General features: G+C 57.3%; 15 protein-coding genes. 10 read left to right on the forward strand and 5 right to left on the reverse strand.

Going from position 1 to position 15,554, the window contains the following annotated elements:
* Window positions 1-122 precede the first annotated feature (122 nt).
* A complete protein-coding gene (locus QSK43_RS07465) occupies window positions 123-566 on the forward strand; it encodes a DoxX family protein (RefSeq protein ID WP_332302898.1) in 444 nt (147 codons plus the stop codon).
* Window positions 563-2,161: an MFS transporter gene (locus QSK43_RS07470; RefSeq protein WP_332302899.1), complete on the forward strand. Its 1,599-nt coding sequence runs from the start codon at window positions 563-565 to the stop codon at window positions 2,159-2,161. Before QSK43_RS07465 ends, QSK43_RS07470 begins: the two co-directional genes overlap by 4 nt.
* Before the next feature lie 155 nt (window positions 2,162-2,316).
* Here the strand turns inward: QSK43_RS07470 and QSK43_RS07475 are convergent, their stop codons facing one another.
* Window positions 2,317-3,096 (reverse strand): carbon-nitrogen hydrolase family protein, encoded by a 780-nt coding sequence (locus QSK43_RS07475; protein ID WP_332302900.1) that lies wholly within the window; start codon window positions 3,094-3,096, stop codon window positions 2,317-2,319.
* 131 nt (window positions 3,097-3,227) lie between these two features.
* Window positions 3,228-3,797: a TetR/AcrR family transcriptional regulator gene (locus tag QSK43_RS07480; RefSeq protein ID WP_332302901.1), complete on the reverse strand. Its 570-nt coding sequence runs from the start codon at window positions 3,795-3,797 to the stop codon at window positions 3,228-3,230.
* Window positions 3,798-3,929: 132 nt separating this feature from the next.
* On the opposite strand from QSK43_RS07480, the gene QSK43_RS07485 reads away from it, so the two are divergent.
* The 6 genes from QSK43_RS07485 (at window position 3,930) to QSK43_RS07510 (ending at window position 8,149) form a co-directional block, all read left to right on the forward strand.
* A complete protein-coding gene (locus QSK43_RS07485) occupies window positions 3,930-4,787 on the forward strand; it encodes an alpha/beta fold hydrolase (RefSeq protein WP_332302902.1) in 858 nt (285 codons plus the stop codon).
* A 264-nt stretch (window positions 4,788-5,051) separates the two neighbouring features.
* Window positions 5,052-5,792, forward strand: a complete 741-nt coding sequence (locus QSK43_RS07490; protein ID WP_077979869.1) for an SDR family NAD(P)-dependent oxidoreductase — start codon at window positions 5,052-5,054, stop codon at window positions 5,790-5,792.
* Window positions 5,793-5,915: 123 nt separating this feature from the next.
* Window positions 5,916-6,317: a RidA family protein gene (locus QSK43_RS07495; RefSeq protein WP_111834985.1), complete on the forward strand. Its 402-nt coding sequence runs from the start codon at window positions 5,916-5,918 to the stop codon at window positions 6,315-6,317.
* Between the two features lie 125 nt (window positions 6,318-6,442).
* Entirely contained in the window at window positions 6,443-6,787 is a 345-nt protein-coding gene (locus tag QSK43_RS07500; protein ID WP_020808276.1) for a hypothetical protein, read from the forward strand.
* 53 nt (window positions 6,788-6,840) lie between these two features.
* Window positions 6,841-6,990, forward strand: coding sequence for a hypothetical protein (locus tag QSK43_RS07505; RefSeq protein ID WP_020808275.1), 150 nt, complete (start codon window positions 6,841-6,843; stop codon window positions 6,988-6,990).
* A gap of 202 nt (window positions 6,991-7,192) precedes the next feature.
* On the forward strand, window positions 7,193-8,149 hold the full coding sequence (locus QSK43_RS07510; protein WP_127583241.1) for a quinone oxidoreductase family protein: 957 nt from the start codon (window positions 7,193-7,195) through the stop codon (window positions 8,147-8,149).
* An 81-nt stretch (window positions 8,150-8,230) separates the two neighbouring features.
* Here QSK43_RS07510 and QSK43_RS07515 read toward each other — a convergent pair whose 3' ends face one another.
* Together QSK43_RS07515 and QSK43_RS07520 are read right to left on the reverse strand one after the other, a co-directional pair.
* Window positions 8,231-8,629 carry a nuclear transport factor 2 family protein gene (locus QSK43_RS07515; protein ID WP_332302903.1) on the reverse strand — a complete coding sequence of 133 codons (399 nt, stop codon included), beginning with the start codon at window positions 8,627-8,629 and terminating at the stop codon, window positions 8,231-8,233.
* Between the two features lie 124 nt (window positions 8,630-8,753).
* On the reverse strand, window positions 8,754-9,707 hold the full coding sequence (locus QSK43_RS07520; protein ID WP_332302904.1) for an NmrA/HSCARG family protein: 954 nt from the start codon (window positions 9,705-9,707) through the stop codon (window positions 8,754-8,756).
* A gap of 135 nt (window positions 9,708-9,842) precedes the next feature.
* Between QSK43_RS07520 and QSK43_RS07525 the strand changes: the two genes are divergently transcribed.
* Both QSK43_RS07525 and QSK43_RS07530 read left to right on the forward strand, forming a co-directional pair.
* Window positions 9,843-10,307, forward strand: a complete 465-nt coding sequence (locus QSK43_RS07525; RefSeq protein ID WP_332302905.1) for a winged helix-turn-helix transcriptional regulator — start codon at window positions 9,843-9,845, stop codon at window positions 10,305-10,307.
* Window positions 10,308-10,555: 248 nt separating this feature from the next.
* Window positions 10,556-11,416, forward strand: a complete 861-nt coding sequence (locus QSK43_RS07530) for a PIN domain-containing protein (protein WP_332302906.1) — start codon at window positions 10,556-10,558, stop codon at window positions 11,414-11,416.
* Window positions 11,417-12,480: 1,064 nt separating this feature from the next.
* Here QSK43_RS07530 and QSK43_RS07535 read toward each other — a convergent pair.
* Window positions 12,481-15,456, reverse strand: a complete 2,976-nt coding sequence (locus QSK43_RS07535) for a Tn3 family transposase (protein ID WP_332302907.1) — start codon at window positions 15,454-15,456, stop codon at window positions 12,481-12,483.
* Window positions 15,457-15,554: the final 98 nt, after the last annotated feature.

The raw sequence follows: 15,554 nt of genomic DNA on the forward strand, positions 1-15,554 counted from the left end.
ATTGATGCCCGCCCATGTCGACCGCTCCCGACAGACTGCCGCGCCATTTTAAGTCCCTTGTAGAAGCCGCCGCTCCTGACACCGGCAGTTCACGCCAGCAGGACAATTTGAAAGACGCACAGATGACCGATCACCTTCCATCCGCAAGCCGCCCGGGCTCGTTGGCTGCCCGGCTCGTTTCCGCGTCGCCGATCCGCACGCTGGCGCTGCTCGCCCTCTGCGCCGCCTATATCCAGGGTCCGATTACCAAGATCCTCGATTTCAACGGCGCACTGGCCGAGATGACGCATTTCGGCCTACACCCGGCGCCGTTATTCGCTGTCGCCGTCATCGTCTTCGAATTCGTCGCCTCTGCCATGGTGGTGTCCGGCATCCTGCGCTGGGCAGGCGCGCTTCCCCTGTCCGGTTTCACGCTCCTTGCAACCTTCATCGCCCTGCGTTTCTGGGAGATGGCGCCGGGCATGGAGCGCTCGATGGCCGCCAATGCCTTTTTCGAGCATATCGGGCTCGCCGGTGCCTTCATTCTCGTGGCCGCCATCGATCTCGGCAAGGATGCGGGCGAATGAGCCCGGCAAGCCCCCCGCGGGGAAGTATCGCGCCGCTCGCCCAGCCGGTCTTTGCCGTGCTCTGGGCAGCGACCGTGCTCGGCAATACCGGAAGCTTCATGCGCGACGTCGCAAGTTCCTGGCTGATGACAGATCTCTCCGCCTCACCCGCCGCCGTGGCGATGGTCCAAGCGGCGGGAACCCTCCCGATCTTCCTGCTGGCCATTCCCGCGGGGGTGCTGACCGATATCCTCGACCGCCGCAAGCTCCTGATCGCGGTGCAACTCCTTCTGGCCTCCGTCAGCATCACGCTGATGATCCTGGCGCAAACGGGATTGCTCTCGGTCGGCGCCCTGATCGGGCTCACCTTTCTCGGCGGCGTCGGCGCCGCGCTGATGGGACCGACCTGGCAGGCAATCGTGCCGGAACTGGTTAAGCGCGAGGATGTCAAAAGCGCCATCGCACTCAATTCGCTCGGCATCAATATTGCCCGGTCCATCGGGCCTGCGGCCGGAGGGCTGCTGCTTGCAGCTTTTGGAGCGGGCGTGACCTATGGTGTCGATGTCGCGAGCTATCTCGTGGTCATTGCCGCACTGATCTGGTGGCCAAGGGCGAGCAAAGCCGATGATGCGTTGGCCGAAGGTTTCCTCGGCGCCTTCCGGGCCGGCCTGCGATACACCCGCGCCAGCCAACCGCTGCATGTCGTGCTGCTGCGCGCGGCAGTCTTCTTTGCCTTTGCCAGCGCCGTCTGGGCTCTCCTACCGCTGGTTGCCCGACAAATGCTTGGCGGGGATGCGAGCTTCTACGGCATCCTGCTCGGCGCGGTCGGGGCCGGCGCGATCGGTGGAGCCTTCGTCATGCCGAAGCTGCGCGAACGGTTGAGCCCCGACGGGCTTCTGCTTGGTGCTGCGCTGACCGCTGCAGCCGTCATGGCCACCCTGTCGCTTGCCCCGCCGAAATGGATCGCCATCGTGGCTCTCCTGTTCATGGGCGCTGTATGGATCACGGCACTGACGACGCTCAACGGCACGGCCCAGGCTGTCCTTCCCAACTGGGTGCGCGGGCGTGGACTTGCCGTTTATCTGACCGTCTTCAACGGCGCGATGTCGGCGGGCAGTATCGGCTGGGGCGCGGTCGGCGAGGCCGCCGGCCTATCCGGTACGCTGCTGATCAGCGCCGCCGGCCTAGCTGTCGCCGGCATCGTCATGCACCGGCTGAAACTGCCGGCCGGCGATGCGGACATGGTGCCGTCCAACCATTGGCCCGAACCGCTTGTTGCGGAACCGGTCGGCCATGATCGCGGCCCGGTCCTCATTTTTATCGAATACCGTGTCGAAAAGCACAGTCGCACGGCGTTTCTCCATGCGATCTATAAGCTTTCGCACGAAAGACAACGAGATGGCGCCTATGGATGGGGCGTGACCGAGGACAGCGCCGATCCGCAAAAAATGGTCGAATGGTTCACGGTCGAATCCTGGGCTGAGCACCTGCGTCAACACAGGCGGGTCTCGAATGCAGATGCCGATCTACAGGGCGAGCTTCTGACCTATCACAAAGGTCCCGATAAGCCGGTCGTCCGCCACTTCCTGGCGATCAACCGGCCGGGCAAGGCCTGATCCGAACCCACCTTTGGAAGGAGCAAGCCGGATCGAGCCCTCCCGATAGTGGGAGAAGCAGCGACATTGCAGTGCAACGTAGTGGCAGCCTTGCCGAGAACTACGGTGACTGAGTTCTTTGACAACCAAATATCGATATCAGGGGACCTCGAGGCCTACAGCGTCGTGCAATTCGTCCACGTAACAGGGATATTCCTGCCGCTGGCGAGCAGAAACCTGCGGATCAATGTCAATGAGCATGATGGCAGAACCGGTTTGCGTCTGCCCAACCAGATCGCCCCCGGGAGCGATAGCAAAGCCGCCCCCGCCGAACATTGGACCATCCCCAGATTGCCCAATTCTGTTCGAACTGACGACATAACTCCCAGAGCGATTGAGGCCATCTTGCCAGCAGTTATCCAGCTTTCGTGGGAAGAACCGGTCGCTCGAGGAACGGCAATCAAATCGGCTCCCCGTCGGCCATATTGTCTGGCATGTTCGTTGAACATGAGTTCGGTACACAAGAGGACGCCTACGCCTAGACCGCAAATATTCTGGATGTTGAAGCGCCCATCGCCTCGACTGAACCAGGACACCTCGGACCAACCGGGCTCCTGCGGAAGGTATGTCTTCGTATGCAGGGGGCGAACCTGGCCGTTCTCGATGACGATCGCCTCATTGACAAGACGGTCGGCGAACAGCATTGGGCGACTTGTTATAACAGCCGGAATGTTCAGTGCGGCGAGAGCAGCAGTTCCAGCTTCGTGGATCTCAACACTTTGCCGTGCGTCCTCCATGGCAAAATCCTCCTTTCGAGCCAGCCACTGGCCGAAGGGCATCTCATTCATCACCAGTATATCGGGCCGGCGCTTGGCAAGAGCCTGGGCAAATTGGTCCCACGCCGCTCCATGCGGCTGCAAGCCATCCGTCATCTCGACGTAAGCACAAACAGGCATTATTTCCTCCAACTCAAGAGATTGAGATTAGTGCTTGGCGTAGCAGGTCAGAGTTCCTGGGCTGCCATGAGCTTCCCGCTGGACGGCCCGGTATTCTCAATGAGGTAGCGGATCACCGTGACTGGCATTGCTTAGGATGGGCTAGAAAGTGAATTCGCGGCGGCTGCCTTTTGGGCTTCAGCAATGGAAACGCGAACGGCCCTTTTCATGGCATCCTTCTCCCCGAATATCGCAACAAAAGCCGTGGCACCTTCCAAACGGGCTAACGTGTCTGTCGCAATGTCTCGAGCGACATCGACAGGCATGGCGCGGGACAAGATGCTGGATAGATGATCGCGATGCGCTTGAAAAAAGGCTCGAACAGCATCCTTGGCAATTGGGGTCTCGTCACTCGTGCCATACGCAAGATGCAGGCCTACGCATCGCCCGCGATCGGTGAGAGTGGTCGCAATCAATTCTATGATCTCAACGAATTCGGCGTCCCATTGCCTGGAGCCAATATCTCGATCACCGAACGTCTCTTGCAAGGTGAGATCCAGGACCGCCGGAACGAGAGCTTCCTTGTTGGGAAAGCGGACGTATAGCGATGATTTCTTCAGGCCCACGGCATCCGCGAGGTCGTTCATCGACGCCCCGGAATACCCTTTCGATCGAAACAATTCCCTCGCAGTCGATATGATCGTTTCTCTCATAACTTTCATGCGTATCTCCGATCCCGGCGTTCACGACATCCAATATAGGAAACTTCAAGGGTTGACAACCGACCGTTCGGTCGTATTTTACGATGCTTCGTGGACTGTTGGTCTTGGAGACACTTAAGAAGGAGTTCGAAAATGGTCGTAAGCTACAAAACGCAAAAGGTTGGCGACGTCGAGGTTTCCTACAGGGAGGCCGGTTCGAAGGCAGCGCCAGTCCTTCTACTGCTCCACGGTTTCCCGTCATCCAGCCACATGTTCCGTGATCTGATCCCGCTTTTGGCAGATCGATACCGGGTCATCGCACCAGACCTTCCCGGGTTCGGTCGAACGATCTCACCTCCACGCGGAGAGTTTGCTTACACATTCGACAAGCTTGCCGCTGTCATGACAGGCTTTACAGAAGCGCTCGGCCTTGGCCGCTATGCACTTTACGTATTCGACTACGGCGCACCGGTCGGGTTCAGGATGGCAACCGCCAATCCGGAGCGGATCTCCGCCATCATCAGCCAGAATGGCAACGCCTACATCGAGGGGTTCAGCGATGAATGGACGGCGTGGGAGGCATATTGGCGTGACCCCTCCGCTGAAAACAGAGAGGCATGTCGGGCATCCCTGTCGCCTGAGGTGATCGAGAACTGGCAATACCGCACCGGAACATCAAGAGAGCGTCTTTCGCCTGACGGTTATCAACTTGATATCGCGTTCATGTCGCGGCCGGGCGCGGAGGATATTCAGCTGGATCTAATCCTCGATTACAGAACAAACATCGACCGGTATCCGGAGTTTCAGGCGTATTTCCGGGATCATCAACCACCATTCCTGGCGGTCTGGGGCAGACATGATCCAGCATTCGTCCCGGCGGGTGCCGAGGCCTACAAGCGTGACCTGCCGACCGCAGAGGTCCATCTGCTCGGAACCGGGCATTTTGCCTTGGAAACACACGCGGATGAGATCGCTCAGTTCATCCGGAGCTTCCTGATCAGACATGTCTGAGCTCGATACGACAGTCTCGCGGTCAAGCTGAGCTCCAGGGTCATAGAAAAGGAGACAATGATGAAGCTACGCGGGGAAACAGGTACAGGTTTAATTAGCCAGTGCCAGCGTTCCAGCTCACGCAACAGAGTTTTGCGCGTCGCGCACCTACAGCATGCCAGCAGGCTCCACGAAATATTGTGCGCTAGTTCGGTTCGCTGCTTCGGCATCCCCCGCGAATGACTTGAAACACATCACCTTAGCTAGGAAGAAAGGAACAGAAATATGATCAATCTTGAAGGCAAACGAGCATTGGTAACCGGCGGCTCGCGAGGCATTGGTGCTGCGATCGCATTGGCGTTGGCGGAAAATGGCGCGGATGTCGCGTTCACCTATCAACGCTCCGCCGAGAAGGCTTCAAAGGTAACGGAAGCGATCGAAAAGTTGGGGCGCCGTGTGGCTGCGATCCAGGCCGACAGTGCCGACCCTGAGGCAATTGTCAGCTCAGTAAGCGAGGCCGTCTCCGTTTTGGGCGGGCTGGACATCCTTGTGAACAGCGCTGCGATTGGCCACAACGGCATGATCGCAGACCTTGATGTTTCAGCCTATCAGACGTTGATGGATGTGAACGTACGAGCTCCGGTCCTGTTCGCGAAGGCCGTCATCCCGCATCTCGGCAAAGGCGGCCGCATTGTCACAATCGGCTCGGCTCTGGGTGAGCGAGTACCGTTTCCCGGCATTACACCCTACGCGATGTCCAAAGCAGCACTGACATCCTTCACACGCGGTCTTTCGCGGGAACTTGGTCCCAGTGGTATCACCGTCAATCTCGTGCAACCCGGAGCAACCGACACGGAGAGCAACCCGGCGGATGGACCAGCTGCAGACTTGCAGAAGAGCTTGACGTCCTTGGGGCGCTACGGCGAACCACGGGAGATTGCCAACGCCGTGGTGTTTCTCGCAAGTCCAGCCGCGAGTGTTATCACGGGCGCCATTCTGACTGCAGACGGCGGTGCGATCGCCTGATTTTCTCTCGTGAAATCCCGAATGGGTATTGGCACCCACCGTTGATCGCCTGCGCATGCCGGCCATTGATCACTTCGGTGGGCGCCTTCTCCATGCTTCTACTTTTGACAATAGGAGATCTTGATGGCCAGGCCTGAACTTTTCGTCACACCCGGGTACGGGCAGAAATTCCACGAGCTCTTGCACTTTTCGCAAGCGCTCAAGATCGGTGATCGCGTCGAGATATCCGGCCAAGGCGGATGGAACGATGAACTCGAAATCCCCGATTCGATCGCGAGCGAGATCGAGCTAGCGTTTGAGAATGTCCAGCGAACCTTGGCCGCAGCTGGCGCGGAGTGGAAGGATGTCGTGCATGTTAATTCTTATCACGTTGGAGGCTTTCCGCCGATCGTGAACCAGACCATCGCCGGTCTTTTTCGCAAGTACATGCCGGATCGCGCTCCGATTTGGACGCAAACCGGTGTCGAAGCCCTTGGGCTCCCCGCCATGCGAATTGAGATTCGTGTCACTGCCATTCTGGAATGACACCCTGCCACGACCGCATTAGTGCTCAATGACTAGTCGCGCTGATCAACGGCCGATCTATGGCTGTAGCCAGCTGACCGCGTCAAGGCGATTGCTGCCTCAGCCTTCCAGCAAGGAGAACCGTGATGAAGACCGACAGCTGCCCCATTCCCACACCCCAGGAGCGCTCCTTCCTAGATATCCAGCAAGCAGCCGAACAGAAGATGCTTGAAAGGGTGGCGCGCGCCATCTCCGATGCAGCAATCGAAGTTGCAATGAACGTTCGTGACGCCGGATTGAGCTTCGAACCCACCAGTGAAGGTTACTTCATGTTTGCGGTTCAGCAGGCAACGTTCGTGCGCCTTTGCGGTGGCGATCCGGATACGCTGCGGGGAGGAAACCCGGAGGTTGGCGATCATGTCGTTCAGAACTGTCGCAACATCATCGACACCTATTGGAAGAGCCAGTCTGCGCACACCACGACGCGCTGACAGACTCCTCACCTTTCGCAAATAATCGGTTACAGCAATAAACGAGGTCCATCATGAAATGGGAATACCTGACAGTCGACAAAACGCTCGATAATAATCAGATGAACGAACTTGGTGACGCCGGGTGGGAATTGGTTGCGGTCGTTTCGCCAGCGCACTTCGTCTTTCATTATTTCTTCAAAAGAAAAGCTCAGCCGCTGTAGCAACTCTCAAACGACTGAGACGCTTCACGCGTGTGGCCCTTTAGCGATTCAAATGGTGCCGGGTAGCAGGGAGACGACAGCGATCAGGCCTCGCAATCGCTGCGCAAATCCCTGACCAGCTAAGTTGAGCAGAGCGGCTGAGCAGTACGAGTTGGGGTGGGTGAATGACAGTGGGCCCGCCGTTACGGAAAAGGAGAAACCGATGAAGGCTGCAGTCTATGACAACCCTGGTGTTCCAGCCGTTCTCAAATATGTCGATATGCCGGATCCGGCCTGTGGACCAGGTGATGTGCTCATTGCCGTCGAGGCTATCTCCATCGAGGGAGGCGACCTGATCAATCGCCGTACGACGAAACAGCAATCCCGGTGGATTGTCGGTTACGCCGCCGCGGGAACGATTGTTGCCGTCGGCGAAAACGTAAAGCACCGAACCGTCGGACAGAAGGTGGCGGCTTTCGACATGCAGGGATCGCATGCCGAACTCTGGGCCGTGCCGGAAACACGCACATGGCTGGTCCCCGACGGCTTGCGCATGGCCGACGCGGCGGTAATGCCGATCTCATTCGGTACGGCCTATCACTGCGTAATCACCAAGGGGCAGTTGCAGGCGGAAGAGACGGTGCTGATCCAAGCGGCCGCGGGTGGTGTCGGACTTGCAGCGGTTCAGCTAGCACGACAAGCCCGGGCGGAGGTGATCGCCGTAGCCAGCGGCGATGAAAGGCAGGCGCGCCTCCTCGCGCTCGGTGCGACACATCTCATCGACCGCCACAACCAGGATGTGGTTGAAGAGGTTCGGCGGCTGACGGGTGGCAAGGGTGCGGATCTCGTCATCGATCCGGTCGGCTCGACCGTGCAGAGTTCGCTGTTGGCGCTCGCTCCCGAAGGACGCTTGGTTTTCGTCGGCAATGCAGGCGGAGGCGGTTTAGCCGTCGAACTATGGCAACCGATGCAGAATAACCAAACGCTGCACGGCGTCTTCATGGGAGCCCTGTTCGAAAGGCCTGCGGTACACGAAACGGTCGACGCCCTCCTGAAAGCCGCGACCGACCGGCGCCTGGAGGTCGTTATTGATCGGACGTTCTCACTCAAGGACGCAGCCTCGGCGCATGAGCATGCAGAGACGGCAAAGCCTCTGGGGCGGGTCGTAATGAAGGTCTGAAGTCCCGAGTATGAGAAATTCAAGTTCGATAGGTAGTCCGACTGGCTGGCGAGCGGCTTAAGTCGCCTGGGCGCGCGCTGATCACCCGAACACTTCCATGACGTGGAGCAAGTCGGTGTACTCTCTCACCTTTGCGACCTTGCCGTCCCTGATGGTGAACAGGAACGCGTACTCGTTTTCGTAAACTTTCCCGGTTTTCGTTATAGCGTGTGAACGAGTTTCGGCTGCGACGATGTCGCCTTCGCCGACGATGCTGACGATCCGCATGTCGAGGCCGTCGGTATAGGCTGAAAGCATGTTACGGAACATTTTTGCGGCCTCCTCTTTTGTTTTCGTGCCCGATGACGGAAACAGGTGCGGCTTGCCGTTAACCCACCAGGTCGCATCGTCTGTCATCGCATCAATCAGACCTTCGGCATTGGATTTCCTGAAGTGGTCACAGAACTCGCGCACAACGCGCTTGTTGTCTTCAACGGTCATCTCGTCTCACATCTCGGTTGGAGGTGTTTTAAGTTTGGGCAGTGTCCGTCCGGCAGCGGACGCCAAGGCGAAGCCCGCACTTTCTGTCTCAGGCGGGAAAGTTCCTCGCTGTGGTACAGGTTTGTCAAAGTCCAAACTGGTGCTTGCCGCCGCGCCAGCCTGAGGTCTGCAGGTACTTTTCCCAGGAGAGCGTTTCCGGGTTCAAGCGCCGGCTCCATTCCAGATCGTGTTCCTTATCGAAATAGCCATACTCGACGGCGTATTCGACCATTCCGATCAGTTCCTGCACGAGGAGACCGTTTGCGCCAAAACCAGGGAAGTAATGCAGCAGTTCGTCACGCTTGAAGGCGCTGCGGTACTCGGCCTTGATACCCGTTACACGCTGAAACGTTTCGACCATCTCGCGAGGGGAAATGATGTCACCCACGATCGGCAGTGTCTTACCATTGAACGTGTCCGGGTCAGACAATACCGAGAGCACAGCTGGTCCCGTCGCCGTTGTCGGATCGACAAACGGTGCGCGAAAGTCTTCCGGAAGGTAGATTGGCATGAGGAGCGTGTCCCCTTGCATCTGGGGCACGTAATATTCGAGCAGGTTGGTGTAGAAAAACGCGAGGGACACGAACGAATGCGCAATGGGTAGGGTGCGAATGTAGTCGGCAACCAGTGCCTTGTCCGTAAAGTGCGGCGTGAATTTCTTACCCGCGGTGATTTTGTCGACATTTTCCAGAGTGGAAAAAACAATGTGACCTACGCCCGCCTCGACTGCCGCATCGGCAAGCTGTTTGCCTAGCGCGAGTTCAGCATTGTCTTCCGGTGTGAGCTGGGGCGTCATCAGGTAGGCACCATCGGCACCTTGAAATGCCGTAACAAGTTCCTTCTGATGGCCTAGACCGAGGGGCGCAACAACAATTTCCGCCCCCAGATCCGCCAGACTACGGGCCGCCGCTGAAGCGGGGTTTCTGGTCAGAGCGCGGACTCGATATTGATTGCTTTTGAGGAGCGTCATCGTAACGCTGCGGCCCTGTTTGCTGGTTGCGCCGACAACCGAAATAAGCGGCTTTTGTTCTTGAGGCATCAGAAATCAGTCCCTTTTGTAGGTTCAGTCACTGGGAACAGGCACGCTGGTTTTGGCGCATCCGTCTTTCCATGCGGGCTACATAAGGGTAAGCTGCTTTCTTGATAAGTACGTACAAAGAGCGCTTGTAGTATCATGAATGATAGTACCTCAAAGACACGAGCACGTCGTGCAGCAACGAAAACGGGTTGCGCTGTTGAGGCGACAATTTCGGTAATCGGTGGCATCTGGAAGCCTGTCATTTTGTTTCATTTGCTCGATGGCAAGTTGCGATTTAACGCGATCTGTCGTCTCACTCCTGCAGCGACGCCGCGGATGATTACGCTTCAATTGAGGGAGTTAGAGGCCGACGGCATCATCAGCCGGACAATTTATCCCGAAGTGCCGCCCAAGGTGGAGTACGAACTGACGGAACTCGGATTCTCATTGGAGCCATTACTGCTTGCGATGTGCGGATGGGGCGAGAGGCTTCAGGAGTCGCATGGCATTACCTGCGACACGGGAAAATGCAGACCTCGATCCCCGAAACAGGTTTTGGAGGCTGGGCCTGATCGCTGGACTTCGGTGACAGATGAGCCACCTCTCATTGAGGCGCCGTAATTTGCGGGCCTGCTACGGCGCGTTCACGCCCACATGCTGGTGCCGGCGCCTCTAAGCGTCACCAGTCTCTAGTCTTGAAGGGACTCGAACCAATGGCGTGCGCTCCGCTGAAATCCTAAGAGGTTGTTTATGTTTATAATATTTGATCTCGCGAGCAGCGCGGTGGCTGAAGTGCAACGCACCGCAATCATCAGTTACGCTCAAGCTTCAAATGCTCTTTGCGCTAGCAAACGATAAGGCAAACGACGATGCGCGCACAAGAGACCGAAACCATCTACGTCCTCGACACCAATGTCATTGTCCGTAACCCAGAAATTATGGCGAGAGTCGAGCCGCCACGACTCGTGTTTCCGTCCCCGGTCCTGCGAGAACTTTTTTTCCGCCGAGACCGAGGTGGCCGCGAGGAGTTGTTGGCTATCATCAATCGACTGATATCCAAAGGCGCACGCCAGATTGGTCTCGACCCTGAAACGCCTATGCCGTCTGAGCTTCTAGACAGTTCCTTCCGACTTGATACGGCTGATATCGAAATCGCAGCGATTGCAAAACATTTAGCCGATCGCAGTGCGGCTAAGGTCGAGGTTGTAACTGCCGACCAGCCTTTGCGTGCAGCGTTGACAAAGATCGGCATTCAATCCCAATCCCCAGTCGATGTGATTGCCTTGCTTCGGGAGATACCGCCGGACCCACAAACCGAAGAGACCGTCCGTAGAGTCGTCTCCGCGGATAACGCTTATGTCTGGCGGAGCGTTATTGCGGCAGTGGTTTGCGCCGCAGCGGGTGCTTACTACGCTTGGAATTTTGTAGCGGTTACCAAATACCTTCCAGCCGTCGCGACCGTGGTAGGGATACCAGTTCTTGGGGTCTTATTATTTTGGCTACGGGAACGCTTTAGGCTAACATATGGTATCGCCGAATTCGCGTTTGGTGTCTTTGGTGCAATCGCTGTTTTCCTTCCCAATTTCGACTATTCCGCGCTCGACCAAAAGTCGGCTCTGCAGATTGCAGGTAGCTTGTACGTTATTGTTCGGGGGATGGATAACGTCGGCAAAGGCTTAGAAGGAACGAGATGGAACGGCTTCTGGAAATCAGTCTTCCGGAAGGGCTGACGATCAGGTTCAGCCAGCAATCTTCGTTTTGACGAATGGACAGAACCTTGGGTCCGAGCGTCTTTCCGGCGCGCTGCCCGATCGCCTCGCCCGCATGCCCCCGCTCGCGCTTCGCGCTACCGCGGGTCCCATGCGAGCGCCACAAGTCGCCTGGCTTTGCTCCGCCAATTTGCTTGAATTTACTCCGGCGTTGACACCGTCTTGGTCTTGAAGCAGACGATATCGATTTCTGGAGGGAGTATCTTTAGGTCGGGGGACGAAATTTTGAGTTGCTTCCGTCATAGGTCAATCGGCGGCATGCGGCACGATCACGTGTGTGGTTGCATACCCAACTTCTGCAAGAATGAAGAAGCGGACCGAGCCAGGATCAGTCTTGCGTCTAAGTTACTGTCAGCGCGTCGGCGGCGCTCTATTTTAAGCGTCAGCGTATCTCGCCGCTACAATAAGTGGCTCCGGTGATTGTTGATTCGTCCTATAGTCGTCTCACTCTGATTGCTTCGAACTCGCAAGGTCTCTAATCATGATAGGCCAGACCGGGGCGACCAATCCGATTCGCATACAAACTTGGTTGAGTACTCCTTCCGGGGCAGGACGTAACGGAATCGTCAAGCCCAATTTGACCGGAGAAGAAATTGCCTGAACTCGGACGTTTTTGCTGCTTCAATTGCCCCAAGCCGGATCTAGAACTTAAATCGCTGGAAGATCGCTGCCCGAATTGCGGCTACACTTATGGATTTCCCCTATTCGATGTTCCCAAGTCGATCGGCAAGTTCGAGGTCCAGCGATCGCTTGGACGCGGCTTCTACGGCGCAGCGTTTGTCGCAAAGCGACAGGGCGCGGTGCGCGCGCAAAGAGTCCTAAAAGTCTCGCCAAAGGCGATGTACAGCCACTTCAACAAATCGTTTGAAGACGAGGTGGCGCGTCACTCCGAGGTCGCGGAAGGCTCCGAGTTTATTGTCGGCGTTGAAGACCTGTTCGAAGCCGACATTACCTTCGGCGACCTTACGAGGGGTCGGAACAAGAGCAGTGCAAAATCGTACGCTAAGGGCGAACGGAATGAGAACTTATGCGACCCGCCGCAGCCCAGCTGGAAGGCGGAGCGCTCGGAATCCGTTCGGCATCTGATGTTCCGCATCCCAGGTGTAGATGCCGGTAAGGTTGATATGTTCCCAACTCAGCGGCGAGATGTGCTTCAACTGAATATCGGGAATGTCTCGCCCCGCTCGTTTCAGCTGTGTGACCGCGCGATCAAGATAGACCGTATTCCAGTGCACGATCGCACTGACGACAAGATTGAGCCCTGATGCGCGGAACGCCTGGCTTTCGAACGACCGATCACGGATCTCGCCTCGCTCGTGGAAAAAGACAGCGCGCTTCAGCTTATGGGCGGCCTCGCCTTTGTTGAGACCCGCTTGGCATCTCCGCCGTAGTGCCGGGCTTGAGTACCATTCGATCATGAAGAGCGAACGTTCAATCCGACCGAGTTCGCGGAGCGCCTTCGCGAGATGGCTTTGCTTCGGAGACGCAGACAGCTTCTTCAGGATCGTAGACGGCACCACGGACCGCGTCGTAATCGACGCCGCAAGATGGAGCAGATCGTCCCAATGGTCGAGGATCAGATTGGCATTGATCGGCGCCCCGATGTGGTTCGACAGCGCCGGATATGCATCGCACTTGTCGAACGTGTGGAACTTCCGGTCTTTGAGATTACGCAGTCGTGGTGAGAACCGCTTGCCTATCAGGGCGAACAGCCCGAAGATATGATCACTGGCACCGCCCGTGTCGGTAAAGTGCTCCTGGATGTCGAGGATCGTGTCCTGATCGAAGAGCCCGTCGAGCACATAGGCCGCCTCGCTTTCGGTCGGACTGATGGGCAAAATGCTGAAATAGCCGTACTGATCTGACAGATGGCTATAAAACTTTGATCCGGGCTCGCTACCGTAATGCAAATTGATGTCGCCGCGCTTTGCAGCCCGGTCGCTCGTACGGAAGAATTGGCCATCGGACGACGACGTTGTGCCATTGCCCCAAAGGCGCGAATGCGGGTGCTGGGTGTGGGCATCGGTGATGCACGCTTGAGCCGTGCGGTATGTCTCCGATCGGGCGTGGAATGTGCGCATCCACCCGATCTGGTGAGCGCTAGTCCCCTTGGATGCGCCCGCCATTCGCTTTGGCCCGAGATTGGTCGCATCCGCCAGTACGCCCGCGAGCATGGCAGAAACATTTTTCGGTACGTCGCCGGTGCGAACATGCGTGAAGAAATCTGCAAAGCCGGTCCATTCATGCACTTCTCTCAGTAGGTCGGGAACCTCCACCAGCGGATACATTTCGCTGATCTCGGCATTCAATTCCTCGGCGGCCACAGGGATTTCGCGGGCAGTAGGTGTGATGATCAGGCTTCCGGCCTCAAGACGAACTCCTTCGAGCTTTCCAGACCGTGCTCTATGCGCCAGACGCTTCAGGTTGAAGTCGAGCATCTGACGCGCTTCGGCAAGCCACTGCGCGCCATCAGCTTGGACGCCCAATCCGAGACAATCCTCCTCCTTCAACGTGATGAATGTTGTTCGCGGCATCAAATGCTCGTCAATGGGCCGGAAAGATCGGCTGCCATCGACCCAGATCTCCGCAGATCGAAGCCGGTCTCGCAAAGCAGCGAGCGTTGCGATCTCGTAGAGACGGCGATCAGGTTTTTCCCGTTCGAAGATGAGCCGCCGGTCAGTTTGGCTAAGGTGGGTGAACGGGACGCGATCGGGGAGCGTCCGTCGCTTCTCGGCATGAAGCCGTTTAAGCAGTGCAATTGCCGCGAGAAGCGGATCGTGGCGACGCGCCGAGCGGAACGTGAATGCCTGAAGAAACGCACCAGTGTATTTGTGGACGGTCGCATATTGCTCGGCTGCTACGGTCAACGGCGGTGCCTCGTTGTCGTCGACCATCGACTCGAGCTCAGGCTTCATCCGAAGCAGTTGACCCCAGCCGACTCTTTGGTCGAGAACATCCATTGCATTCCGACCATTGTCGTTGGCGGACTGCAGCGCGGTGATCGTATCGAGAAACATGCGTAGCGCTTTGGTGGTGTTCGCTCTGCAGTCCATCTGCCGCTGCTTCTTTCGGTTGTTGGCTTGTGAGAACAACTTACCCATTGGTTTGATGAACATCGTCACCGCATCGTCCGTGAGCTTCTGGCAAAGCTTGATGACTTGAGCCACGATAGAGCGTGGCGACGGCTGGCATTGAAGTCGTTGGCAAGCCAGGCCGGGGGTTGCGTTACCCTCCCGGATCATCTGGTCCCACCGTCCTGCTGATATGCGCGCCTGCAACGTCGGATCGATCTCCAGCCGCCGCAGAAAGGCTATCCGCTCTGTCAGCCCGACCAGATTCGACGCACCTGGCGCTTCTGGCGCCGAGCGTAGCCAATGAAAGCGCGTCTGGCCGATCGACGGATCCACTTCTAACAGCCGATCCAATGATCGGAGCGTATCGAGCGGGATGTCTTTAATCAGAGTTGTCTCTGCCCAACGGCGAGCTATCGCACGACCGGCAAGGCCAATCCGTTCGATCGTGTCGATCGCCGGTAGAAGAGCGCCGCGTTCACGAAACGCGGCGACAATCGAACTGACTATCGCAGCACCGTCGTCGGACGTCGCCGCCGCCTGAATTGCAGACAATAGCGCAGCGCGGCGATCTTGCAGCGTCGCGCTTCTCGTATCCAGATACATCATTAGCCGTGCTGTGTGATCCCGACGGGTTTCTTCACGGCGTGCATAGAGCGAAAATGCTTCCGGGGCGGCGCCGATCTGATCAGCAACATATTTAAGCATGGCGCGAGGCGGAGTTTCCTCTGCCCCCAGCACTCGAGCTTGGTATCGCATCAGACATAGCTGAACGGCAAAGCCGAGTTGGTTTTGGTTACGTTTCCGCAGTTCGATCTCCAGGCTATCCGCCAATGACAACGAATAGTGTCGGATCAGGCTGTCCTCGTCGACTGGTATGTCGATAAGCTTCCGACAATCTTGATCTTTGAGAAGCTTGCGCTTTGCCATCGCTCGACTCCATCCATGACGAATCTGCGCTGGGCGTTGTCGAGTCGGGCCGGACAGAGAAATCAAAACTGGCGCATGTCGATGGCAATCCACAGAGA

Source organism: Rhizobium sp. GR12, from assembly GCF_036596185.1.
Classification (GTDB): Bacteria; Pseudomonadota; Alphaproteobacteria; order Rhizobiales; family Rhizobiaceae; genus Agrobacterium; species Agrobacterium nepotum.

Coding starts and splice junctions, on each gene's coding strand:
- QSK43_RS07465 (WP_332302898.1), top strand. CDS start 123: ATGACCGATCACCTTCCATCCGCAAGCCGCCCGGGCTCGTTGGCTGCC.
- QSK43_RS07470 (WP_332302899.1), top strand. CDS start 563: ATGAGCCCGGCAAGCCCCCCGCGGGGAAGTATCGCGCCGCTCGCCCAG.
- QSK43_RS07475 (WP_332302900.1), bottom strand. CDS start 3,096: ATGCCTGTTTGTGCTTACGTCGAGATGACGGATGGCTTGCAGCCGCAT.
- QSK43_RS07480 (WP_332302901.1), bottom strand. CDS start 3,797: ATGAAAGTTATGAGAGAAACGATCATATCGACTGCGAGGGAATTGTTT.
- QSK43_RS07485 (WP_332302902.1), top strand. CDS start 3,930: ATGGTCGTAAGCTACAAAACGCAAAAGGTTGGCGACGTCGAGGTTTCC.
- QSK43_RS07490 (WP_077979869.1), top strand. CDS start 5,052: ATGATCAATCTTGAAGGCAAACGAGCATTGGTAACCGGCGGCTCGCGA.
- QSK43_RS07495 (WP_111834985.1), top strand. CDS start 5,916: ATGGCCAGGCCTGAACTTTTCGTCACACCCGGGTACGGGCAGAAATTC.
- QSK43_RS07500 (WP_020808276.1), top strand. CDS start 6,443: ATGAAGACCGACAGCTGCCCCATTCCCACACCCCAGGAGCGCTCCTTC.
- QSK43_RS07505 (WP_020808275.1), top strand. CDS start 6,841: ATGAAATGGGAATACCTGACAGTCGACAAAACGCTCGATAATAATCAG.
- QSK43_RS07510 (WP_127583241.1), top strand. CDS start 7,193: ATGAAGGCTGCAGTCTATGACAACCCTGGTGTTCCAGCCGTTCTCAAA.
- QSK43_RS07515 (WP_332302903.1), bottom strand. CDS start 8,629: ATGACCGTTGAAGACAACAAGCGCGTTGTGCGCGAGTTCTGTGACCAC.
- QSK43_RS07520 (WP_332302904.1), bottom strand. CDS start 9,707: ATGCCTCAAGAACAAAAGCCGCTTATTTCGGTTGTCGGCGCAACCAGC.
- QSK43_RS07525 (WP_332302905.1), top strand. CDS start 9,843: ATGAATGATAGTACCTCAAAGACACGAGCACGTCGTGCAGCAACGAAA.
- QSK43_RS07530 (WP_332302906.1), top strand. CDS start 10,556: ATGCGCGCACAAGAGACCGAAACCATCTACGTCCTCGACACCAATGTC.
- QSK43_RS07535 (WP_332302907.1), bottom strand. CDS start 15,456: ATGGCAAAGCGCAAGCTTCTCAAAGATCAAGATTGTCGGAAGCTTATC.